Here is a 25113-nt window from a genome sequence, read left to right on the forward strand (position 1 = left end):
AAAGGTAGGTTCTATACGCGTTACGCACCCGTGCGCCGGTCGTCATCTGGTGCAAGCACCAATGTTACCCCTCGACTTGCATGTGTTAGGCCTGCCGCTAGCGTTCATCCTGAGCCAGGATCAAACTCTTCATTGTATATCTTAAATAATATGAATGAATAAGTTTCAAAAGAATTTACATTATAAATAATGCGGTTATTCTACTCTTTGTTTACGCTGTCAATTTCAATATTTTCAATGAACTTTTAGGGTATCGCACTCTTGCTTTCACAATCGTTATAAATCCTAATTTGTAGAAACGCTAGAATCGAACTAACTAATAATTACTCTAAATTACTATTCCAAAATCTCTTTGATCGTTTTGCTATTTCCATTAGCGGGTGCAAATTTAAAACTTATTTTTAAATTGACAAGTAAAATAATTATTTTTTTTAAATCTTTTTTACCCTCTAAAAAAATGAACCTTACTCCCCGATAAATCGGACGGCAAAGATACAATGTTTTTTAATTATCAACCTAATTTAATTTCGTTTTTTTTTAATCTTTTTTTCTCCAAAAAAACAAATCAACTAAAACAAACTAATAATACAAAAACAACACCTCAATGAACTCTACTAACGTAACTGTTTTTCCGTTAGCGGGTGCAAATATACAACTCCTTTTTACTCTCACAACCCTTTTTACAAATTCTTTTCTGTTTTATTTCTTCTAAAACTTTAACCCATTGAAAACACGAAAGTTAGAACCAAAAGTTTTTTGAATCTTTTTTATTTCTAATAGCAAAAACCAAAACTACTGAATAATTTTATCTATATCTTGGAGATAAGATACCACAGAATAACAGCATTATCTTTTACAATTTAATTTGTTGCTAATACTTTTTACTACTACAAATACTTCATAAAGGTGCTTGTGTTAGGGATTGAAGCATTTGTTTGAGCTCTTTTATTTGCAATATAAAGCAAATAAAAAGCAAGTGCGGAAAGCCCGGTCGCGCTTTTTTTGCGCGGAAACACCCAAATAAAGATTACTATAATAAGTACATATATATATTGTGTAAAAAATTGTTTTCTAATATCTTTGCAATCTCAAAATTATATTTTAAATGATTAAAATTACTTTACCTGACGGAAGTATTAAGGAGTTTGCAATAAATAGCACTCCTATGGATGTTGCAAAAAGCATTAGTGAAGGTTTCGCTAGAAACGTTATATCTGCAAGTTTTAACGGAACGACTGTTGAAACCACTACTCCACTTACCAAAGATGGTTCTTTAGTTTTATTTACATTTAATGATGATGGTGGGAAGAAAGCTTTCTGGCATTCCTCTGCACATGTTTTGGCTGAAACTATTTTAAGTTTTTATCCGAATGCGAAGTTAACAATAGGACCTGCAATTGATAATGGTTTTTATTACGATGTTGATTTAGGAGAAGAAGTACTTTCTGAAAATGATTTTGGTAAGTTAGAAAAGAAGTTTTTAGAAATTGCTCGAGGAAAACATGAATTTTCTATGCGTTCGGTTTCTAAGGCAGATGCTTTGTCTTTATATAAAGAAGAAAATAATGAATATAAAGTTGAGTTGATAGAAAACTTGACGGATGGTGATATCACTTTTTGTGACCACAGTAATTTTACTGACTTATGTAGAGGGGGGCACATTCCAAATACTGGAATTATAAAAGCTGTAAAAATAATGAATGTTGCTGGTGCTTATTGGCGTGGTGACGAAAAGAATAATCAGTTGACTCGTGTTTATGGAATTAGTTTTCCAAAGCAAAAAATGTTGACTGAATATTTAGAGTTGCTAGAAGAAGCTAAAAAGAGAGACCACAGAAAGTTAGGAAAAGAATTAGAACTGTTTACTTTTTCTCAAAAAGTAGGTGCAGGTTTGCCTTTGTGGTTACCAAAAGGAGCTGCTTTACGAGCTCGTTTAGAAGATTTTTTAAAAGCGGCGCAGAAAAAAGCAGGATACGAAATGGTAATGACACCTCATATTGGTCAGAAAGAACTATATGTTACTTCTGGACATTATGAAAAATATGGTGAAGACAGTTTCCAAGCCATTAAAACTCCGAAAATGGATGAAGAGTTTTTGTTAAAACCAATGAACTGCCCACATCACTGTGAGGTTTACAACTTTAAACCACATTCTTATAAAGATTTACCAAAACGCTTTGCAGAGTTCGGGACTGTATACAGATATGAACAAAGTGGAGAACTACATGGATTAACACGTGTTAGAGGTTTTACGCAAGATGATGCTCATATTTTCTGTACATCAGAACAATTAGATCAAGAGTTTAAAAACGTAATAGACTTAGTATTATATGTGTTTGGATCATTAGGATTCGAAGATTTTACAGCACAAGTTTCTATTAGAGATAAAAATAATCCTGATAAATATATAGGAGACACAGAAACTTGGGAAATTGCAGAACAAGCAATTATTAATGCAGCAACAGATAAGGGTTTAAATTTTGTTGTTGAAGAGGGTGAAGCTGCCTTTTATGGCCCTAAATTAGATTTTATGGTGAAGGATGCACTAGGCAGAAGTTGGCAATTAGGAACCATACAAGTTGATTATAATTTACCAAAACGTTTTGATTTGACCTATACAGGTTCAGATAATCAATCTCACAGACCTGTAATGATTCATAGAGCGCCATTTGGTTCCATGGAACGATTTATTGCAGTATTGCTAGAACATACAGGTGGAAATTTCCCACTTTGGCTAACACCAGATCAAGTTATCTTATTGCCAATCAGTGACAAATATCAAAAATATTCAGAAAAAGTTTTAGAATCGTTAGAAAATTCCGAAATTCGCGCCCTCGTAGACAACCGAAGTGAAAAAACCGGACGTAAAATACGAGATGCAGAAGTTAGTAAAGTACCATTTATGGTAATTGTTGGTGAAAAAGAAGAGCAAGATGGCACGGTTTCTGTAAGAAAACATGGTGAAGGTGATATTGGAACATTTACCATTGAAGAATTTATTTCTTTAATTAAAGAAGAAGAAAGTAAAACATTGAAAAAATTTTAGTTAATTTTGAAATTCAATAAAATAAAAAGGTTTGTATAAAACCATAAGTTAAATTTAAAAATTTTAAGTCATAGCAATACGTAGAAGTAGGTCAAGAAGACCGTTGAGAGTAATCAAAGAAGATCAACATAGAATTAATGAAAAAATAAAATATGTTGACGAAGTTCGCCTTGTAGGTGATAATGTAGAAATTGGTGTATATCCATTAGCAAAAGCTAAAGAAATTGCCAAAGAACAAGAGTTGGATTTGGTAGAAATATCTCCAAAAGCAAAACCACCTGTTTGTAAAGTTATTGATTACAAGAAGTTCTTGTATGAGCAAAAAAAACGTGAAAAAGCTTTAAAATCTAAAGCTACTAAAGTTACCATTAAAGAAATACGTTTTGGACCTCAAACAGATGAGCATGACTATGAATTTAAGAAAAAACATGCCATAAAATTCTTACAAGATGGAGCTAAATTAAAAGCATTTGTATTTTTCAAAGGACGTTCAATCATCTTTAAAGAACAAGGACAAATTCTATTATTAAAGTTAGCTCAAGAATTAGAAGAGTATGGTAAAGTTGAGCAATTACCAAAATTAGAAGGTAAACGTATGATTATGTTTATTGCTCCAAAAAAAGTAAAATAATTACAAAAAAAAACATCACAACATTTTAGATGTTAATTTTGTAAATAATAATATTAAGCAAGTTAAAACGAAGGAGAAATGCCTAAAATGAAAACCAAATCTAGCGCCAAAAAAAGATTTAAACTTACTGGTTCTGGAAAAATTAAAAGAAAGCACGCGTTTAAAAGTCACATCTTAACAAAGAAGTCTAAAAAACGTAAGTTAAAGTTAACTCATGATACTTTGGTACACAAAGCAGATGAGCCAAACATTAAATTGCAATTAAACTTAAAATAAGTTTAATAACAGGGAATTTTATTATTAACCATGTAATGTAGCAATTAAAATCATATTTAATTAAAAGTACGTTTGTAACGTCGCTCATTACAAAACACATTGAAATTATGCCAAGATCAGTAAATTCAGTAGCCTCAAGAAGAAGAAGAAAAAAAATCTTGAAGGCAGCAAAAGGTTACTTCGGACGTAGAAAAAACGTTTACACAGTAGCAAAAAATGCGGTTGAAAAAGGTATGCTTTATGCATATAGAGACCGTAAAAACAATAAGAGAAACTTCCGTTCTTTATGGATTGTACGTATTAACGCTGCAGCTCGTTTAAATGGAATGTCTTACTCTCAGTTTATGGGAAAAGTAAAAGCTAATAACATCGAATTAAACCGTAAGGTTTTAGCAGATTTAGCTGTAAACAACCCAGAAGCTTTTAAGGCAGTTGTAGAGAAAATTAAATAAATATAAATTACTTGCTTATAATAAAACCCAAACGATTTCGTTTGGGTTTTTTTAGTACATTTATTCTTTTGAAAAAAAAATCGTTTACAAAAAAAACAGATACATGAAACTTTTAAAAATTACAATTCTTTTCACCTTTTTAACGTCAATTATTTACTCTCAAGAATCACAAAATGAAACAATTTCTTTAGAAACTCAATTTGACGATATATATAGAACTTCCACCTCATATCAAAATTATAAGGTGATTAGTAAAGACAAATTTCAGAAACTAAAACAAGATGTGTTAGACTCAATAAAGGCGTCTCAAAAACTTATTTCAGAAAAAGAAAGATTACTTAAAACGGAAAGAGAAAACATCGAAAAAATACAAAAAGATCTTTCTAAAACTCAGTTTGATTTAAAAACATCAACAAACAAAGAAAATTCTATTTCTTTATTTGGTTTACAACTAAACAAAACTACGTATAACCTTATTTTATGGGGGCTTGTTTTTATACTAACATTAACTTTATTATACTTTGCTTACAAATTTTCTAAAAGCAATGTTATTACTAAAGAAGCGCAAAATAACTTATTAGAAATTGAACAAGAATACGAACTGCATAGAAAAAAATCATTGGAGAAAGAACAAAAGTTAAGAAGACAGCTCCAAGATGAAATTAATAAGCAGCGCAATAATTAAATTCATGTTTTTTTTCTTGCAGATATAGCAAACAAAATTTCAAACTACTATTAAATATGTATTAAGTTATTGATATTCTCTTTTTATATTATTAAAGTAATAATAATGTTGCTTTCATAGGTATACCTGATTTTTTTTTGTTAATTTAACGTCGTTAATTATCTAATTAACAAAGTTCACTAAACTTTAAACTATCTTTTAAACTTATGAAAGCACTTTTTTTTACAAGAGAATTTCCTCCGTACGTATATGGTGGGGCTGGAGTTCATGTCGAATATTTAGCAAATGAACTTGCTAAATTAATGGAAGTTGATGTGAGGTGTTTTGGTGATCAAGATTTAAAAAATGACAATCTATCTGTAAAAGGCTATCCGTTTGAAAATATTATTTTCGACGAATCAGATGATAAATTAAAAGCAGTTCTAAAAACACTAAGTACTTGTATTCAAATGAATGCAAAAACTATAAATGCAGATGTTGTACACTGCCACACTTGGTATGCTCAATTTGCAGGTATTGTAGCCAAACTTTGCTACAACATTCCATTAGTTATTACAACTCACTCATTAGAACCACTAAGACCTTGGAAACGCGAACAATTAGGAAACGGATACGAAGCATCCTCTTGGATTGAAAAAACTGCAATAGAAATGGCAGACGCTATTATTGCCGTTTCAAAAGAAACTAAGGTAGATGTACTAAAACATTTTAATGTTGATGAGAGTAAGGTAAAGGTGATTTATAACGGAATTAATTTAAAAGAATACGTAGTTACTAAAGAAACTTCGACTTTAGAAGAATATAATATAGATAAATCAAAACCTTACGTACTTTTTGTAGGAAGAATAACAAGGCAAAAAGGAATTATTCATTTAGTAAATGCAATAAAATATATTGATAAAGAAACACAAATAGTACTTTGTGCAGGTGCTCCAGACACAAAGGAAATTGGTATTGAAATGGAAAATGCCGTAAATGAAGTAAAAAAAACCAGAGATAACGTTATTTGGATTGATAAAATGGTTACCAAAAAAGAAGTTATTCAATTGTACTCACATGCAGACGTTTTTTGTTGCCCTTCTATTTATGAGCCTTTTGGAATTATTAATATTGAAGCCATGGCTTGTAAAACAGCTGTTGTTGCAAGCGCTGTTGGAGGCATTAAAGAAGTTGTTGTTCATAATGAAACCGGTCTTTTAATTCCTGTTGAACAACAAAAAGAAGCACCTTTTGAACCTGAAAATCCAGATAAATTTGCAAGAGATTTGGCAAATGGAATTAATAAAATAATTAATAACCCTACTTTGAAAAATCAAATGGCAGAAAAAAGTAGAAAAAGAGTTGAAGATCATTTTGACTGGGTTTCAATTGCCAAACAAGTAGAAAAGTTATACGAATCATTAAAAAAATAATCAGATGATAAACGACAAAGTATTAGGAATAATTTTAGGAGGAGGACAAGGATCTAGATTATATCCATTAACAGAAGACAGATCTAAACCAGCAGTACCAATTGCAGGAAAATATAGGTTGGTAGATATTCCTATCTCAAATTGTATAAATTCCGATATTAAAAGAATGTATGTATTAACACAATTTAATTCTGCATCTTTAAATCAACATATAAAAAACACCTATCATTTTAGTTTTTTCAGTACAGCATTTGTAGATGTTTTAGCTGCAGAACAAACCATACATAGTGATAAATGGTTTCAAGGTACTGCAGATGCTGTAAGACAGAGTATGCATCATTTCCTTCAAAATGACTTCGAGTATGCTTTAATACTTTCTGGGGATCAGTTATATCAAATGGATTTTAATGATATGATTAAAAAACATCGAGAAAGTAACGCAGAAATTTCAATTGCAACTTACCCAGTAAACGCAAAAGATGCAACTTCTTTTGGAATTTTAAAAACAAATGACGAAAATATTATCACCTCTTTTATAGAAAAACCAGATGCAGATTTATTGCCTGATTGGACTTCAGATGTTAGTGACCAAATGAAAAATGAAGAGAGACACTATTTAGCATCTATGGGAATTTATATTTTCAATAGAGACCTTTTAGTGAAATTAATGAACAATCCAGATACCGTTGATTTTGGAAAAGAAATTATACCACAAGCAATTGGTGAGCACAAAACTTTAAGTTACCAATATGAAGGATATTGGACAGATATCGGAAATATAGATTCTTTCTTTGAAGCAAATTTGGGCTTAGCAGAAGAAGTCCCAAAATTTAATTTATACGACGAAGAAAATCGAATATATACTAGAGCAAGAATATTACCTACCTCAAAAGTTTCTGGAACAATGCTGCACAAAGCCGTAATTGGAGAAGGTTGTATTATAAATGCTGCTAAAATAGACACGTGTGTTATTGGAATTCGATCTAGAATAGGTAAAGAAGCAGTAGTTTCAAACACATATATGATGGGTAATGATAGTTTTGAAACCTTAGAGGAAGTTGCCAATAATAAAATAGAAATCATGATGGGAATTGGTGATAGATGTCACATCAATAATTGTATTATAGATAAAAATTGTAGAATTGGTGACGATACTAAAATTAACGGAGGTCCTCATTTAGAAGATACTGAAACAGATACTTACTTTATTAAAGACGGAATTGTAGTTATTAAAAAAGAAGCTGTAATACCCAAAGGAACTAAAATTGGGATGGACTAATTTTTAATTCTTTAAAATAAAAAGAAAAATAGTAGAATGCAAAATCAAAGTAGAATTGTAATTGAAAATATAGCTCCTCAATTAAACTGTGGAGCTGTTTTTATAAAACGCGTAATTAACGAAATTGTAACTGTAACTGCAGATGTTTTAGTAGACGGACATGATGTAATTCAAGCAAGTTTATTATACAAACATAAAAGTGAAAAAACTTGGAAAGAAACAAGAATGCATCCAACAAATAATGATGGATACACTGCAAGTTTTCAAGTAACAAAACAAGGTTTTTATGAGTACAAATTACAAGGTTGGGTAGATTATCCATTAAACTGGCAACATGGTATTGGCAGAAAAATTGATGATTACCAGCATGTAAAATCCGAGCTTTTAGAAGGTGCAGAACTATTAAAACCTATTGTTAAAAAAGCAACTACAGAAGAAAAAAAATATTTAAATAGTTTAATTGCCATTTTTGAAGACGAAACTAAATATGCTAAAGCAATAAAAGAAGCAGTTTCTAACAAATTAAAAGAAACTTTAATCAAATATCCTATAAAGCAATTGGCGCAGGAAAGCAAATCTTTACCTGTTTATGTAGACAGATTAAAGGCACGTTTTAGCACTTGGTACGAATTTTTTCCAAGATCAGCCTCTGAAACTGAAGGTAAACATGGTACTTTTAAAGATTGTCATAGATTATTACCTAGAGTTGCAAAAATGGGATTTGACACCTTATACTTCCCTCCTATTCATCCAATTGGAGAAGTAAACAGAAAAGGAAAAAACAATACTACTGTAGCAGAAAAAAATGATGTTGGTTCTACTTGGGGAATAGGTTCTAAACACGGAGGACATAAAGATATTCATCCAGAATTAGGTTCTTTAGAAGATTTTAAAGAATTGATAAAAGATGCAAAAAAGCAAGGTATTGAAATTGCGATGGATTATGCCTTACAAGCAGCTCCAGATCATCCTTGGGTAAAAGATCATCCAGATTGGTTCAAATGGAGACCAGATGGAACTGTGCAATATGCAGAAAATCCTCCAAAAAAATACCAAGATATTTTACCAATTTATTGGGAAACTGCAGATTATAAAAACCTTTGGCAAGAGTGTTTAGACACTTTATTTTACTGGATAGATTGTGGAATTAATGTATTTAGAGTAGACAATCCACACACAAAACCTTACTATTTTTGGGGTTGGATAATTACTGAAGTAAAGAAGAAACATCCAGATGTATTATTTTTAGCAGAAGCGTTTACACGTCCAAAAATAATGCAACAACTAGCAAAACAAGGTTACACACAATCGTATACTTATTTTACTTGGCGAGAATCAAAACACGAGATTATCGAGTATATGAACGAGTTAACAAAAACCGATCAAAAGGAATATATGCGACCTAATTTTTGGCCAAATACGCCAGATATTAATCCGTTTCATTTGCAAAATGCACCTGAAGCAAAATTTCTTTTACGTTATGCTTTAGCGGCTACTTTAAGCTCCAACATAGGTATTTACGGGCCAGTTTTTGAACAAATGATTAGTCAGCCAATTAATGGAAAAGAAGAATATTATATGTCTGAAAAGTTTCAACTTTGCCATTATGACTGGAACAAAGAAAATAGATTAACAACCATTATTTCATTAATTAATTCTATCAGAAAAAATAACGAATCTTTTCAGCAAACAAATAACATTCAATTTTGTGAAACAGGAAATGATAATTTAATCGCTTTCTATAAGTGGAATCAAGACAAAACCAATGAAACACTAACCGTTATTAGTTTAGATGCCTATCATACACAGTCTGGTTCTGTTCAAGTTCCTTTACACCAATTAAACATACATGAAGGACAAAAAATTGAAGTACAAGATTTAATCACAAACAATTCTTACAATTGGTATAATGAATGGAATTATGTTGAATTAAATCCATTTATTCCTTTTCATATATTTAAAATCAACAAATAATAATGTTAAACAAAACAGCAGAAAATTCAAAAACCACGATGTTTTCTTCCAATAAAAACTGGGAAGAAATTATGACGGATACAAAATTTCCTGCTGTTTTTTTATCTGAAGTTTTAGAAGATTATATTCAAAAACAACGTTGGTTTGGAGGAAAATCAAGTCAATTAAAATACATAGAATTAAGTGAGTATTTTAAAATTCAACAAGATGGAGAAATTTATTTTGGTCTAATTTTAGAAGTAAATTTTGTAGAGGCATTTTACCATCATTATTTTTTACCTATTGCATTTGTTCCAAATGAAAGTGCCACTCAAGAAAGTAGAATTTTACCAATTGAATTAAATAATAAAAAAGGGTTTATTGTAGATGCTATTTTTTTAGAAGGCTTTAGAAAAGTAGTATATGAAAGAATTTGTACAGCTTTACCAATAGATAAAACACCTGTACAATATCATAAATCAGAAGGTTTTAAGTTTCCAAACTACGAAACCTCAAAATTTATGGGTGTAGAACAAAGCAACACTTCTATTATTTACAATAATGCTTTTATACTCAAGTTTTTTAGAAGAATTTATGCTGATAAAAATCCAGATTATGAAATGAGTCGCTTTTTATCAGAAACAAAAGAATTTAAAAATACACCTCCATATTTGGGAAGCATTAATATTATTGATTCTGATGATGTAAACATTACAATTGGCTTAATGCAAAAATTAGTACCAAACAAAGGAGATGCTTGGGAATATTTTTTAAAAGAAATTCATAAAATTTATAAAAATATTGATACGAAAAATATTCAATATACTAATTTACCAGACGTAACATTATACGACCGTTTAAAAATTACAGAAGTTGCTCCACAAATAATTGATTGGTTAGGACTAAATATTTTAAACAAAGTAAAACTAATAGCAAAAATAACTGCTGAAATGCATGTTGCTTTAGGCTCTGAATTTGCAGATACTGCCTTCACTCCAACTAGGTTTAATGGTGATTATTCTGTTTGGTTAAAAAACAGATTAACCTATCAATTTCAAAACAGGTTAAATTTAACAGAAAATAATTTTCACAAATTAGAAGGCTATTCTTTAGAACTTGCCAAAGACTTTTTAGAACGAAAAAATGAAATTAGAAAACGTTTGGTTAATTTCGATTGGACAAAATTAAAAGGTGAAAGAATTCGAATTCATGGCGATTATCATTTAGGGCAAATTTTAGTTCAAGAAGATAATTTTTGCATTTTAGATTTTGAAGGAGAACCAGAAAGCACAATTAGAGACCGAAAAGTAAAACAACCACCTTTAAAAGATGTAGCTGGTTTATTTCGCTCTTTTCATTACGCTATCTATTCAACTATATTTAATAACGAAAAAGAATATTCAAAAAGTAGAGAAGAACTTTTTGAATATGGCGAATTACTATACAAATACATGGTTTCAATTTTCATGGAAACCTATGTAGCAACAACAAAAGAAGCAAACCTACATATAGGTTACAGAAACGAAAGAAGATTTTTATTAAAATATTGCTTATTAGAAAAAGCAATTTACGAATTGGGCTACGAACTCAATTCAAGACCAAAATGGACTATTATTCCATTAAAAGGTATTGCTAACATATTGAATTCATAAAACTATGACACAAACAATAGTACACAGTCTTTTTACAGATTTTGACATTGATTTATTTAAAGCAGGAAAACATTATCGTTTATACGAAAAATTTGGAGCACATATTACCACCGTAAATGGTGTTGAAGGAACCTATTTTGCTGTTTGGGCACCAAGCGCAAAAGCAGTTTCTGTAATTGGTGATTTTAATTTTTGGCAAGAAGGTGAGCACCACTTAAACGTACGTTGGGATGGAAGTGGAATCTGGGAAGGTTTTATTCCAAATGTTGGCAAAGGAGCAATTTATAAATACAAAATTCGCAATTCTAGCAATAATGTAATTACGGAAAAAGCAGATCCTTTTGCAAGAAGATGTGAGCATCCTCCAAAAACAGCATCTGTTGTATGGGAAGATGATTATACTTGGAATGATAAAAAATGGATGAAAAACAGAAAAAAAAACAACGCATTAGATGCGCCTTTTTCTGTGTATGAAGTTCATTTAGGTTCTTGGAAAAAACAAATTGAAGAAAACCGTTTTTTAAGCTACAATGAATTAGCAGATGAGCTAGTTGCATATGTAAAAGACATGAATTTTACGCACGTAGAATTTATGCCAATTATGGAATATCCTTACGACCCAAGTTGGGGATATCAATTAACTGGATATTTTGCACCAACATCTCGTTTTGGTTATCCTGATGAATTTAAATTTTTAGTTGATAAATTCCACGAAAACGGAATTGGCGTTTTATTAGATTGGGTACCTTCTCACTTTCCTTCAGACGATCATGGTTTAGGGTTTTTTGATGGTTCTCATTTATACGAACATCCAGATAGAAGAAAAGGATATCATCAAGATTGGAAAAGTTTGATATTTAATTATGGTAGAAATGAAATAAAAGCGTTTTTAATTAGTAATGCTATTTTTTGGTTAGATCAATATCATGCAGATGGCTTACGAGTAGATGCTGTAGCATCTATGTTGTTTTTAGATTATTCTAGAGAAGATGGAGAATGGGAACCAAATATGTATGGTGGAAATGAATATTTAGAAGCTATCGATTTTATTAAAGAAATGAATATGGCTGTTTACGAAGCTTTTCCTGATGTACAAACCATTGCAGAAGAATCAACCTCTTTTTCAAAAGTTTCAAGACCAATTTACGATGGTGGTTTAGGTTTTGGTATGAAATGGATGATGGGTTGGATGCACGATACTTTAGAGTATTTTGCCAAAGAACCACTATATAGAAAACATCATCAAAACGATTTAACTTTTAGTTTAAATTACGCTTTTACAGAAAATTTTATGTTACCTCTTTCTCATGACGAAGTTGTGTATGGAAAAAAATCCATCGTTTCTAAAATGCCTGGAGATGAGTGGCAACGTTTTGCAAATTTAAGATTGATGTACAGTTATATGTTTACACATCCAGGAACAAAACTATTATTTCAAGGTGGAGAATTCGGACAAACTTCCGAATGGAATTTTGAAGGAAGTTTAGACTGGCATTTATTGCAATACGATGTGCATAAAGGAGCACAAACTTTGGTGAAAGAATTAAATAAGTTTTACAAAAAAGAAAAAGCATTACATCAAAAACAATTTTCTCACGAAGGTTTTGAATGGATAGATCATGGAGATCATCAAAACTCAGTATTATCTTATATGAGAAAAGGAGAAAATGAAAAAGACAATATCATTATAGTATTAAATATGACTCCTGTTCCAAGAGAAAAATACAGAATTGGTTTACCGAAAGCAGGTAAATTAAAAGAAATTTTTAATAGTGATGATAAAAAGTTTAATGGAACAAACCAGTATAAAAACAAAACAGTTACATCAGAATCTAAAATTTGGAATAACAGAAAAAATTCTATCGAATTAGATTTACCACCGTTAGCAATGTTAGCTTTTAAATATCAATAAACTTAAATAAAATAGCTTGTAATTTTTACTATCGTATTTGTAAAAATTACAAGCTATTTTTCTATTCTTCAAAAAAAACAATAACTATTTTTATTGTATTCTGAATAATAGATATACTTCAACTTTATTCCTTTATTTATAGTATTTTAGCACTAAGTTTATGATAAAATAAACTAAAACGTTATCGTAAAAAAAAGAATTTACAGAAGGTTCTATTACAAACTTTTACGAAATTTACAAGATTAAAAACAAGCAAACAATTATGATTGTTAATACTGAATTAGAACAAAAAGGAAATCTATTTCCTTCAGAAATAGTAAAATATAAAAAAGACGTAGATACTTTATACTTTACAACAAAAAACAATGTTGTTTTACAAGTTACCGTTATTAGAGATAGTGTAATTCGTTTTCGTTATTCCACAACAGGAAAATTTGAAAACGATTTTTCTTACGGAGTAACTATTCACGCAAGTAGAGGTTATAGCTTCTTAAAAATTAGTGAAGATGAAACACATTATATAATTACAACTTCAAAATTAATTTGTAAAGTAGAAAAACAAAGCATGCAAGTTAGTTTGTATGACGCTTTAGACTCAAAATTGATTAATGAAGATGAAATTGGTTTCCACTGGGAAGAAAGTTACGAATATGGTGGAGACATCGTTAAAATGAGTAAAACCTGTCAAAAAGCAGAAAGCTTTTATGGTTTGGGTGATAAACCTGTAGATGTAAATATGAAAGGAAAGCGTTTCGAGAACTGGGCAACAGATTCTTACGCTTTTGGTAAAAATACAGACCCAATTTACAAGGCTATTCCATTTTATACAGCTATTCAAGACAATAAGTCGTATGGTATTTTCTTTGACAACACCTTTAAAACACATTTCGATTTTGCTTGTGAGCGAAGAAATGTAACCAGTTTTTGGGCACAAGGTGGTGAAATGAATTATTATTTCATTTACGGTCCAGAAATGAATGATGTTGTTAGAAATTATACCGATTTAACAGGAAAACCTCATGCATTACCTCCATTATGGGCTTTAGGGTTTCATCAATGTAAATGGAGTTATTATCCAGAGGCAAATGTTAAACAAGTAACAAATACCTTTAGAGATTTAAAAATACCATGTGATGCTATTTATTTAGACATTGATTATATGGATGGTTTCCGTTGTTTTACTTGGGATAAAAATCATTTTCCTGATCCAAAACGAATGGTAAAAGAATTGGAAGATGATGGTTTTAAAACTGTGGTTATTATAGATCCAGGAATTAAAATTGATTTAGAATACGATGTCTTTAAAGAAGCTTTAGATAAAGATTATTTCTGTAAACGTGCAGATGGCCCTTATATGAAAGGTAAAGTTTGGCCTGGGGAATGTTATTTTCCAGATTATACAAAACCAGAAGTTAGAGATTGGTGGTCTGGTTTATTTAAAGAATTAATTGAAGATATTGGAGTAAAAGGTGTGTGGAATGATATGAATGAACCTGCAGTAATGGATGTTCCAAACAAATCATTTCCAAACGATGTTCGTCATGATTATGATGGAAATCCTTGTTCTCACAGAAAAGCTCATAATATTTACGGAACACAAATGGCACGTGCAACCTACCATGGTTTAAAAAAATATGCATATCCAAAAAGGCCTTTCGTAATTACGCGTTCTGCTTATTCTGGTGCTCAAAGATATACTTCTACTTGGATGGGAGATAATGTTGCAACTTGGGAACATTTAGCTATTGCAAACAATCAAGCTCAAAGAATGGCAATGTCTGGTTTTTCATTTGCAGGATCTGACATTGGTGGTTTTGCAGAGCAACCTCAAGGTGAATTATTTGCAAGATGGATTCAATTAGGTGTGTTTCATGCTTTTTGTAGAGTACATTCTTCTGGAGATCATGGAGATCAAGAACCATGGGTTTTTGGTGAAGAAATTACTGACATTGTAAGAAAGTTCGTAGAATTAAGATATCAATTGTTACCTTATTTATACACTGCTTTCTGGAAATATATTAATGATGGAACTCCTATTTTAAAATCACTAGTTTTATACGACCAAGAAGATCATCAAACACATTACAGAAGTGATGAATTTGTGTACGGAGAACAAATTTTAGTTTGTCCAATTATAGAACCAAATGCAAAAGGACGTAGAATGTACGTTCCTAGAGGTAAATGGTATAATTTCTGGACTGATGAAGTTGTAGAAGGTGGAAAAGAAATGTGGGTTGATGCAGATATAGATAGTTTACCAATTTTTATTAAAGAAGGTGCTGTTATCCCTAAATATCCTGTACAACAATATGTTGGCGAAAAAGAATTTGATGAAATTACCTTAGATATTTATTACAAAGAAGGAAAAGAATCTTCAACATTGTATGATGACGCACATGATGGGTATGACTATAAAAAAGGAAGATTTAGCTTACGTACTTTTAAAACAACTGGTAAAAAAGAAGAATTTATTTTACAACAACACAAACGTGGTGATTACGATGCTAATTATACAAAATTCCATATTGTGTTTCATAATTTACCATTTACTGTAACTACTGTACAAGTAGATAATGTAGAAATTGCTCTGGAAAGTATTAATTTAGAATCTCATTCTATAACTATTAATAAAGAGTTTACAGAATTACATTTATTTGGTAAATAAATAAAATTCAGTTTTTAAATAAAAAAAAATCGACTAAAGTTCATTTGAATTTTGGTCGATTTTTAAGTTTTTAATAGTAATTTTAACTTTTTTCAATAGCAATTTAAAGTTATTCCTTTTCAAGCAATTTGTTGTTTTTTTCTTTTTCCAATTCTAATTTTTCTTTCTCTTCTTTTTTACTATTGTTGTATGCATATGTAAGAATTGCTACTTCCAATAGTAAAATGGCAATTTTAATTTTTTTACTCTTGGTAAAAAATTTACTGAGTCCTAAAATTTTAGTAGCAATCATTTTTTATTTCTTTCTCAATTCAAAAATACAATCAAAACAATTTATAAGTTAATTCATATCATTGAAAAACTAACTCAAATAAAAAAACCTCAAAATATTTAATTTAGAGGTTTTTTTATTTGTAAGGAAATGACTGTTTAAATTCCGTCTCCTAATTCTTTTAACTTCTCTGTATTTTCTGCCAACATCAATTCGTCAATAATTTTTTGAATATCACCATTCATAATGTTTGGCAAATCATATAATGACAATCCAATTCTATGGTCTGTAACTCTACCTTGAGCATAATTATAAGTTCTAATTTTTGCACTTCTATCTCCAGAAGAAACCATTGAACCACGCTTTAAAGCATCTTCAGCTTGTTTCTTTGCCAACTCCATATCATACAAACGTGAACGCAATACTTTAAATGCTTTTTCTTTATTTTTATGTTGTGATTTTTGATCTTGACATTGCGCTACTAAACCAGTTGGAATATGTGTTAAACGAACTGCGGAATAAGTCGTGTTTACAGATTGACCTCCAGGACCTGATGAACAGAAAAAATCGATTCTTACATCTTTTGGATTTATTTCCACATCAAATTCTTCTGCTTCCGGAAAAACCATACAAGTAGCTGCAGAAGTATGCACACGACCTTGAGTTTCCGTTTGCGGAACTCTTTGTACACGATGTACACCAGCTTCAAACTTTAAAATCCCATAAACGTCATCACCATTTACTTCAAACTGAATTTCTTTAAAACCACCATTTGTACCTTCAGAATAATCTACCGTAGAAACTTTCCAACCTTTACTTTCACAGTATTTAGAATACATTCTAAACAAATCTCCTGCAAAAATACTAGCTTCATCTCCACCAGTTCCAGCACGTAATTCTACCACTGCGTTTTTAGAATCTTCTGGATCTTTTGGTATTAACAAAAACTTAATTTCATCTTCCAATTCAGGTATTCTAGTATTGGCTTCCTCTAATTGCATTTTTGCCATTTCTGTCATTTCTGCATCAGAACCATCAGCAATAATTTCTTTTGCCTCTTCTATATTATTTATTAATTGTTGGTATTCATCTCCTTTTTTAACAACATCACCTAAATCTTTGTACTCCTTCATTAATTGCGCATACCGTTTTTGATCTGTAATTACATCAGGTTGAATAATTAAATCCGAAACCTCATCATAACGTTGTTTTACAATTCTTATTTTTTCTAACATTTGATACTCTTTTCTTGTACTGCGAATTTACAATATTTATCGGAAATTTAAATGTTTCGTTTTGAGTATATTTGAATAATTAAAACGTACTTGTTATGAAATATTTTCTGCTCATTTGTTCTTTTTTATTGATAATTTCTTGTAAAACAGAAACAGAAAACGTGAACAAACCAACTTTTATCATTGGAAAATGGATTCGTTTAAACGACAAAGAAGGATATAAAACTTACGAGAATTGGAATACCAATTTTACAGGAGTAGGTTACACACTAAAAAATAAAGACACCACATTTAAAGAAATTATGAGTATTGTATCTGTAAATGATACGTTTCAATTAAAAGTAGAAGGTGTAAATGAAACCGCCACTTTTTTTAAATTTACATCACAAACAGATACTTCTTTTGTATGTGAAAATGCACAAAATGAATTTCCTACCAAAATAAAATATTACATAGAAAACAAGCAGTTAAAAGCATTCGTTTCTAATGATGATTTTAGTATTGATTTTGTTTTTGAGAGTGTAAAATAATTTAATTTGTTTCTAAACTTAAAAAAATATAACTTCGCTAACACCGATTATAAATCTTTAAAACAGACGTCATAATCGTGTTATTGGCAACAAGCTGCATGCAATACAGAACGAAAAAACAATTATGTACATTAATCTTAAAGTTAAAACCAAAAAATGAAAAAAAAACATAATACTATCATATATCTTTTGTTCATCTCATTTTTTTTATATAATACCTCAATTATAGCTCAAAACAAAACTAGTAATGCTATTAATATATTACCGCCCGAAATAAATTCGGAAATATACTTTGGAATGAATTTGGCTGATTTCAAGAATTTAATAGGAAGCAATCTGGTACTAGAATCGAACAACGTTACTGATTTTAGGATTGTATACTCGCAAAAAACTAAAATACCTGAAATCCCAATCGTATTTTATTACTTTGATAATGAACAAAACAAACCACTGTATGAGATAGTCATAAATTATCAAAACAAAGAGCAAGCTAAAAAGGCTGCTACTCTTCTTTTTGGTCAACCTAACTTTAATCAAACCGAATGGAGAATTAATATTCAAGGTTTTCCAGAAGCTTGGAGTTGGGTTTATAAAAACAAACTTATAGTGGCAGCTAAAATTTATGGCAGCGAATGGTTTGATGAATGGAATAAGGAATAGCTATTTAAATAAAGAATAAGCCTTCAAAAATAATTAGCATTTTTTAAATGTTATGAAGTATTGATAATCTATATTTAATAAAGCCAGTTGCCAACACTGTATAACCACAATTACGGCGGATTCGACCACATCCGAATCCACTCGGAATTGCTAACGTCAGTTCTAAATCGAAAAATAACACATATTAACCCGTAACAGACGTTTATACAAAACTATTCGCGAAACTAAAAAAATTAATACTCAAAAACGCCAAATTCACTTTTAATAGTCAATTTCTTTGTATCAGCAGCTTTTACACTACCCACAATTTGTGCATTTACATTGTAAGATTTTGAGATAGCAATGATGTTTTCAGCAATTTCTGGAGAAACGTAAATTTCCATTCTGTGTCCACAATTAAAAACTTGGTACATTTCTTTCCAATCTGTTTTTGATTGTTCTTGTATCAACTTAAACAATGGTGGAATTGGAAATAAATTGTCTTTTACAATATGTAAATTGTCTACAAAATGTAAAATTTTTGTTTGTGCGCCTCCAGAACAATGTATCATTCCGTGAACTTTATCAGAATTAAATTTCGATAAAATTTCTTTAATAATTGGTGCATACGTTCTTGTTGGCGATAATACTAATTTACCAGCATCAATTGGCGAATTTTCTACTTCGTCTGTCAGTTTTGTGTTTCCAGAATACACCAAATCTGCAGGAACTGCAGCATCAAAACTTTCTGGATATTTTTTTGCTAAATAGTTATGAAAAACATCATGTCTTGCAGAAGTTAATCCGTTAGAACCCATACCTCCATTATATTCAGTTTCATAAGTTGCTTGTCCGAAAGATTCTAAACCAACAATTATATCACCTGCTTTTATGTTCGCATTATCAATAACATTAGAGCGTTTCATACGTGCAGTTACTGTAGAATCTACAATAATTGTACGAACTAAATCGCCAACATCTGCAGTTTCACCTCCTGTAGAATGAATGGTTACTCCAAACTTTTTTAAGTCTTCAATCAACTCTTCAGTACCATTTATAATTGCTGATAAAACTTCTCCAGGAATTTTACTTTTATTTCTACCAATGGTAGATGATAGCATGATATTGTCTGTTGCTCCAACACACAACAAATCGTCAATATTCATAATTAAAGCATCTTGTGCAATACCTTTCCAAACGGAAATATCACCAGTTTCTTTCCAATACATATATGCCAAAGACGATTTTGTTCCTGCACCATCTGCATGCATTATTAAACAATAATCATCGTCATTTGTTAAATAGTCTGGTACAATTTTACAGAATGCTTTTGGAAACAAACCTTTGTCTATGTTTTTAATAGCATTGTGTACATCTTCTTTGGATGCAGAAACGCCTCTTTGTGCGTATCTTTTAGAAACTTCTTGACTCATGTTGTTGTGTTGTGTTTGCAAATTTAGGCTTTTGATTAAAAAAAACAGTGGAAAATTATAACGAATTTTGTTGTTTTTAAAAACTTCCTTTTCGGTTTTGCTATTTGCGTTAGGGATTGCAATGGCATCCTTTTTTTGGTAAAAAAAAGATATAATGGAAAGCCCGTTAAAACGCCCAAATAATTTTATTTTGTAAACAAAAGCTCTCTATACTTGGTTAGTGGCCATAAATTATCATCTACCATGGTTTCTAACTTATCGCAATGATAACGGATTTCTTCGAAATATGGTTTTACATTGTTGCAATACATTTCTGCCGATTTTACTGCTTTTTGCTTGTTTGCTTTTGAGCGTTGTTCTTCCATTTTTATAACCAAAGCATTTATTTCTGTAATATGATTGGAAATAATCATAATTAATTCTATTTGTTCTTTAGCTATATTTTTATAATCGTCACCAAATATTTCTTTTAAATTTTTAGTGTTTTCTAACAATGTATTTTGATAAATTATTGCTGTAGGTATCACATGATTTCGAGCCATATCGCCTAAAACTCTTCCTTCTATTTGTAAGCGTTTTGTATATTCTTCTAAAGCAATTTCATAACGAGCCTCAATTTCTATTTTGCTCATTACTCCCATTTCTTCATAAAGTGCTATTGCCTTATTAGAAACTTGCACTTTAAGTGCTTCTGGTGCAGGTTTATTATTGCTTAGTCCTCGTTTTTTTGCTTCCTTTTCCCAGTTTTCGGCATAACCATCACCTTCAAACCTAATTTTTTTAGAAGCTTTTATGTATTCTCTTAAAACATTAAAAACCGCTTCGTCTTTTTTAAGGTTTTTAGTGTCAATTAATTTATCTACCTCAACTTTAAATTCTTTTAATTGCTTTGCAACAATTGTGTTTAACACTGTCATTGGAATGGCACAATTTGCAGAAGAACCAACTGCTCTAAATTCGAATTTATTGCCTGTAAATGCAAATGGAGAAGTTCTATTTCTATCTGTATTATCCAATAAAATTTCTGGAATTTTGCCAATAATATTCAGTTTTAAATCGGTTTTTTCTTGTGGAGATAATTTTCCTTTGGTTACATTTTCTAGCTCATCTAAAACTGCTGATAATTGATTTCCAATAAACACAGAAATTATTGGAGGTGGTGCCTCATTAGAACCCAATCTAAGGTTATTACTTGCAGATGCGACTGAAGCTCTTAACAGTTCTTCATTTTCATAAACGGCTTTTATAGTGTTTATAAAAAAGGTTAAAAACTGTAGATTTTTCATAGGTGTTTTACCAGGACTTAGCAAGTTTGTTCCGTCTGCAGTTGATAAAGACCAATTGTTGTGTTTTCCAGAACCATTAATGCCTTCAAATGGTTTTTCATGAAATAAAACTTTAAATTTATGACGTTTAGAAACCTTTTCCATCACATCCATTAATAAGGAGTTATGATCTACTGCCAAATTAGCTTCTTCATAAATAGGTGCTATTTCAAATTGATTAGGAGCTACTTCATTGTGCCTAGTTTTTACAGGAATACCCAACAACATACATTCTTGTTCTAAATCTTGCATAAAACTCATTGCTCTTGCAGGTATAGTACCAAAATAATGATCACCCAGTTGTTGTCCTTTTGCTGAAAAATGTCCCACCAAAGTTCTTCCAGTTAACAAAATATCTGGTCTTGAATTTGCCAAAGCATCATCAATTAAAAAATATTCTTGCTCCCAACCTAAAGTCGCGCTTACTTTAGAAGCGTTTTTATCAAAATATTTACAAACTGCTGTTGCATGTGTATCTATTGCTTGCAATGCTCTTAGTAAAGGAGTTTTGTTATCTAATGCTTCACCTGTGTAAGCCACAAAAATTGTTGGAATACACAAGGTAGTTTCATATATAAATGCTGGTGAAGTTGGATCCCAGGCTGTATAACCTCTTGCCTCAAAGGTATTTCTTATTCCTCCGTTTGGAAAACTAGATGCTGCTGGTTCTTGTTGTGCTAATTGCTCTCCATCAAACTTTTCCATAGCCAAACTACCATTGATAGATTCAAAAAAAGCATCATGTTTTTCGGCTGTTGCACCAGTTAATGGTTGAAACCAGTGTGTATAATGAGTGGCTCCTTTTGAAATGGCCCAATCTTTCATACTTACCGCAACTTGATCTGCAATTTTTCTATCTATTTTAGTTCCATGTTCTATTGCATTCATAACACTTTCATATGCAGTTCTTGTAAGATATTGTTGCATAGCGTATTTATTAAACACATTTTTTCCAAACAATGTAGATCTTTTTTCAGTTTTAGAAACCTTATTAGGCTTTCTATTCATAGTCTCTTTCAGCGCATTAAATCTAATCTTTGACATATTATTAATTTTTACTAGTATTTTTTTACTTATAATTAATTACACCCCTTAGAAATTAGGGATAAAATTATTTTTATGCAAATTTAAACATTTAACCCCTATTTTTTTTGATATGTATAGAAAAAATTTCATTTTTGCATGTATAATATCACTTATAAATTTATTATGGCAAAAATTAAATTAGAATACATTTGGTTAGATGGTTATTTTCCAACTCAGAATATGAGAAGTAAAACCAAAGTTGAAGAACATGAAAACTTTCAAGGAACTGTTGAAGAATTAGGTATGTGGTCTTTTGATGGCTCATCTACTAGACAAGCTTCAGGAGGTTCTTCTGACTGTTTATTAAAACCTGTTGCAATTTATCCAGATCCTGCAAGAAGAAATGGATATTTGGTAATGACAGAAGTTTTAAATGCAGATGGTACTCCACACGTTTCTAACGGAAGAGCAACTATTGATGATGAAGATGATGATTTCTGGTTTGGTTTTGAGCAAGAGTATTTTATTATGGATACCAAAACACAATTACCATTAGGTTTCCCTATTGGAGGTTATCCTGCTCCACAAGGAATGTACTACTGTTCAGTTGGTGGTAAAAACACTCATGGTAGATTACTTGTTGAAAAGCATGCTGATTTATGTATTGATGCTGGTTTAAATTTTGAAGGAATTAATCAAGAAGTTGCTTCTGGACAATGGGAATTCCAATTATTTGCAAAAGGTGCAAAAAAAGCGGGTGATGAAATTTGGATTGCACGTTATTTATTAGATAGATTAACAGAACAATATGGTTATTATATTGAGTACCACCCAAAACCATTAGGTAAAGATATGGATTGGAATGGTTCTGGAATGCACGCAAACTTCTCTAATACAGTTTTAAGAACTTGTGGTTCTCGTGAAACTTATGAGAAAATCTGTGAGGCGTTTAGACCAGTTGTTAAAGAACATATTGCTGTTTATGGTGAGTTTAACGACCAACGTTTAACTGGTGATCATGAAACTGCATCTATTAACGATTTCTCTTACGGTATCTCAGATAGAGGAGCTTCTATTAGAATTCCAATTATTACTGTAGAAAAAGGTTGGAAAGGTTGGTTAGAAGACAGAAGACCTGCTTCTAATGGAGACCCATATAAAATTGCTGGTAGAATTATTAAGACTGTAAAGTCTGCTAATATCAGCTAAAAGATATTTCTTAAAAAAAAAAAGCTCGCAAATTGCGAGCTTTTTTTATGTTAAAAATTTACAAGTCTAAAATATAGTTACATAAATAAAACCAAAATAACACCCTAAAAGAATAAGTCCATTCTTCCAATTTAAACGCATTCCTTTTGGAAAGAAAACCATTGGCAACACCATAAATGAAATAGCCAACATCCAAAAAATATCGTTATTCAACAACCCCTTATCTATTAATTTAATTGGTGTAATCATAGAGGTAATTCCTAAAACAGCCAAAATATTAAATACATTTGAGCCAATTAAATTTCCTAAAGAAATTGCTTTTTCTTTTTTAATTACCGCAATTATAGATGCTGCTAGTTCTGGTATACTAGTTCCTATAGAAACTACAGTAACACCAATAACTCTATCGCTAACGCCAAATTCTTCTGCCATGGATGTTGCACCATTAATTAATAGTTCAGAGCCAAAATACAACCCTGCACCACCAATTAATAAGAAAAATAGTATATGTAATACTGATAGAGGCTTATCATCTTCTGGCATTTCATCAAAAACTGCGTTTTTATCTTGAAACTTTAATAAATAAATAATAAAAACAACTAGAATTAAAAACATGATTAATCCTTCATGAAAAACAATTTGATTATCGTTTTTTATAAAGAAATACAATAAAACTGATGCAACCATCATTATTGGCCAATCAGTTTTGTAAAATGCTTTTTGAATCTCCATAGAGCCCAATAAAAGCGTAATACCCAACACCAAACCTAAATTTGCAATATTTGAACCCACAACGTTTCCTAAAGACAAATCTGGAAAACCATCTAAAGCAGCATTAATACTTACAATTAATTCTGGAGCAGAAGTTGCGAAAGAAACAACCGTCATTCCAATAACTATTTTAGGAATGTTTAACTTTAAAGATAAAGCTACGGATGCTTTTAACAACCAATTTCCACCTAAAATAAGTAATACCAATCCTCCAGCAATTAATAAAAAATTCATAAAAAATATTTTTTCACGAAGATACATTTTTATGAACTTTTGAAAAAAGAAAAAGATGATAATGAATAAAATAGGATTTTAAAAGATGGTATTTCCTTTACTTTTCAATTTCTAAAAAAAACATTCCTTTACTTTATTTAAAAATGAAACAGTAAAAGATAAAATATATGTATTTATTAACTAAATTGTAGTGTATGTGGTTTTATTTTATAACAAATATTACTTTTTTAGTTATAAAAGTTAAATCAATTTAATTAATAAGTTTAAAAGTGTTTGGTGGAGTAGTTTCTATGATATTATATTGATAAAACAATTTCGAAATTGATTGAATTTACTAACTAAAAAACACAAAATTATGACTACTATGGCAATTAAAATTATTAAAGATATTTCTGAAATTATTTTTACTATTATATTCTAACCAACTATTATTAAACAACTCTTGAAAGAGAGTTGTTTATTTTTCTTAAATTTGGT

At 30.5% G+C, this 25113-nt stretch carries 19 protein-coding genes and 1 rRNA gene; 14 read left to right on the forward strand and 6 right to left on the reverse strand.

Going from position 1 to position 25113, the window contains the following annotated elements; all coding sequences use genetic code 11:
* Positions 1–136: ribosomal RNA gene (locus tag FDT66_RS09585) — 16S ribosomal RNA — on the reverse strand; the annotation flags it as partial.
* A gap of 969 nt (positions 137–1105) precedes the next feature.
* Here FDT66_RS09585 and thrS point away from each other — a divergent pair.
* The 11 genes from thrS to FDT66_RS09640 all read left to right on the forward strand — a co-directional run bounded on the left by thrS (position 1106) and on the right by FDT66_RS09640 (position 15963).
* The gene (thrS, locus tag FDT66_RS09590) at positions 1106–3046 is read left to right on the forward strand and encodes a threonine--tRNA ligase (RefSeq protein WP_138535967.1); all 1941 of its coding nucleotides are present in this window, start codon (positions 1106–1108) and stop codon (positions 3044–3046) included.
* Between the two features lie 103 nt (positions 3047–3149).
* The gene (infC, locus tag FDT66_RS09595; RefSeq protein WP_171032362.1) at positions 3150–3677 is read left to right on the forward strand and encodes a translation initiation factor IF-3; all 528 of its coding nucleotides are present in this window, start codon (positions 3150–3152) and stop codon (positions 3675–3677) included.
* A 78-nt stretch (positions 3678–3755) separates the two neighbouring features.
* On the forward strand, positions 3756–3953 hold the full coding sequence (gene rpmI, locus FDT66_RS09600) for a 50S ribosomal protein L35 (protein WP_138535968.1): 198 nt from the start codon (positions 3756–3758) through the stop codon (positions 3951–3953).
* A gap of 107 nt (positions 3954–4060) precedes the next feature.
* The gene (gene rplT, locus FDT66_RS09605) at positions 4061–4405 is read left to right on the forward strand and encodes a 50S ribosomal protein L20 (protein WP_138535969.1); all 345 of its coding nucleotides are present in this window, start codon (positions 4061–4063) and stop codon (positions 4403–4405) included.
* A gap of 103 nt (positions 4406–4508) precedes the next feature.
* On the forward strand, positions 4509–5090 hold the full coding sequence (locus FDT66_RS09610; protein WP_138535970.1) for a hypothetical protein: 582 nt from the start codon (positions 4509–4511) through the stop codon (positions 5088–5090).
* Between the two features lie 206 nt (positions 5091–5296).
* Positions 5297–6502, forward strand: coding sequence for a glycogen synthase (gene glgA / locus FDT66_RS09615; RefSeq protein WP_138535971.1), 1206 nt, complete (start codon positions 5297–5299; stop codon positions 6500–6502).
* Between the two features lie 4 nt (positions 6503–6506).
* Positions 6507–7781: a glucose-1-phosphate adenylyltransferase gene (locus FDT66_RS09620; RefSeq protein ID WP_138535972.1), complete on the forward strand. Its 1275-nt coding sequence runs from the start codon at positions 6507–6509 to the stop codon at positions 7779–7781.
* A 36-nt stretch (positions 7782–7817) separates the two neighbouring features.
* On the forward strand, positions 7818–9755 hold the full coding sequence (locus FDT66_RS09625) for an alpha-1,4-glucan--maltose-1-phosphate maltosyltransferase (RefSeq protein ID WP_138535973.1): 1938 nt from the start codon (positions 7818–7820) through the stop codon (positions 9753–9755).
* A 2-nt stretch (positions 9756–9757) separates the two neighbouring features.
* Positions 9758–11386, forward strand: coding sequence for a trehalose synthase (locus tag FDT66_RS09630; RefSeq protein ID WP_138535974.1), 1629 nt, complete (start codon positions 9758–9760; stop codon positions 11384–11386).
* 4 nt (positions 11387–11390) lie between these two features.
* The gene (gene glgB / locus FDT66_RS09635; RefSeq protein ID WP_138535975.1) at positions 11391–13298 is read left to right on the forward strand and encodes a 1,4-alpha-glucan branching protein GlgB; all 1908 of its coding nucleotides are present in this window, start codon (positions 11391–11393) and stop codon (positions 13296–13298) included.
* Between the two features lie 262 nt (positions 13299–13560).
* Positions 13561–15963, forward strand: coding sequence for a glycoside hydrolase family 31 protein (locus tag FDT66_RS09640; RefSeq protein ID WP_138535976.1), 2403 nt, complete (start codon positions 13561–13563; stop codon positions 15961–15963).
* A 109-nt stretch (positions 15964–16072) separates the two neighbouring features.
* On the opposite strand, the gene FDT66_RS09645 is transcribed toward FDT66_RS09640, so the two are convergent.
* Positions 16073–16255 carry a hypothetical protein gene (locus FDT66_RS09645; RefSeq protein WP_138535977.1) on the reverse strand — a complete coding sequence of 61 codons (183 nt, stop codon included), beginning with the start codon at positions 16253–16255 and terminating at the stop codon, positions 16073–16075.
* A gap of 137 nt (positions 16256–16392) precedes the next feature.
* The gene (prfA, locus tag FDT66_RS09650) at positions 16393–17469 is read right to left on the reverse strand and encodes a peptide chain release factor 1 (RefSeq protein ID WP_138535979.1); all 1077 of its coding nucleotides are present in this window, start codon (positions 17467–17469) and stop codon (positions 16393–16395) included.
* Positions 17470–17564: 95 nt separating this feature from the next.
* Here prfA and FDT66_RS09655 point away from each other — a divergent pair, with 95 nt between their 5' ends.
* Together FDT66_RS09655 and FDT66_RS09660 are read left to right on the forward strand one after the other, a co-directional pair.
* Positions 17565–17999, forward strand: coding sequence for a DUF6265 family protein (locus tag FDT66_RS09655; protein WP_138535981.1), 435 nt, complete (start codon positions 17565–17567; stop codon positions 17997–17999).
* 156 nt (positions 18000–18155) lie between these two features.
* Positions 18156–18659 carry a hypothetical protein gene (locus FDT66_RS09660; RefSeq protein ID WP_138535982.1) on the forward strand — a complete coding sequence of 168 codons (504 nt, stop codon included), beginning with the start codon at positions 18156–18158 and terminating at the stop codon, positions 18657–18659.
* A 233-nt stretch (positions 18660–18892) separates the two neighbouring features.
* Here FDT66_RS09660 and FDT66_RS09665 read toward each other — a convergent pair whose 3' ends face one another.
* Together FDT66_RS09665 and FDT66_RS09670 are read right to left on the reverse strand one after the other, a co-directional pair.
* Positions 18893–20071: an AIR synthase related protein gene (locus tag FDT66_RS09665; RefSeq protein WP_138536563.1), complete on the reverse strand. Its 1179-nt coding sequence runs from the start codon at positions 20069–20071 to the stop codon at positions 18893–18895.
* A gap of 185 nt (positions 20072–20256) precedes the next feature.
* Positions 20257–22440 carry a glutamine synthetase III family protein gene (locus tag FDT66_RS09670; RefSeq protein WP_138535983.1) on the reverse strand — a complete coding sequence of 728 codons (2184 nt, stop codon included), beginning with the start codon at positions 22438–22440 and terminating at the stop codon, positions 20257–20259.
* A 165-nt stretch (positions 22441–22605) separates the two neighbouring features.
* Here FDT66_RS09670 and FDT66_RS09675 point away from each other — a divergent pair, with 165 nt between their 5' ends.
* Positions 22606–23631 carry a glutamine synthetase beta-grasp domain-containing protein gene (locus FDT66_RS09675; protein WP_138535985.1) on the forward strand — a complete coding sequence of 342 codons (1026 nt, stop codon included), beginning with the start codon at positions 22606–22608 and terminating at the stop codon, positions 23629–23631.
* Positions 23632–23697: 66 nt separating this feature from the next.
* Here the strand turns inward: FDT66_RS09675 and FDT66_RS09680 are convergent, their stop codons facing one another.
* The gene (locus tag FDT66_RS09680) at positions 23698–24636 is read right to left on the reverse strand and encodes a calcium/sodium antiporter (protein WP_138535987.1); all 939 of its coding nucleotides are present in this window, start codon (positions 24634–24636) and stop codon (positions 23698–23700) included.
* Positions 24637–25113 lie beyond the last annotated feature (477 nt).

Source organism: Polaribacter aestuariivivens, assembly GCF_005885675.1.
Taxonomy (GTDB): Bacteria; Bacteroidota; Bacteroidia; order Flavobacteriales; family Flavobacteriaceae; genus Polaribacter; species Polaribacter aestuariivivens.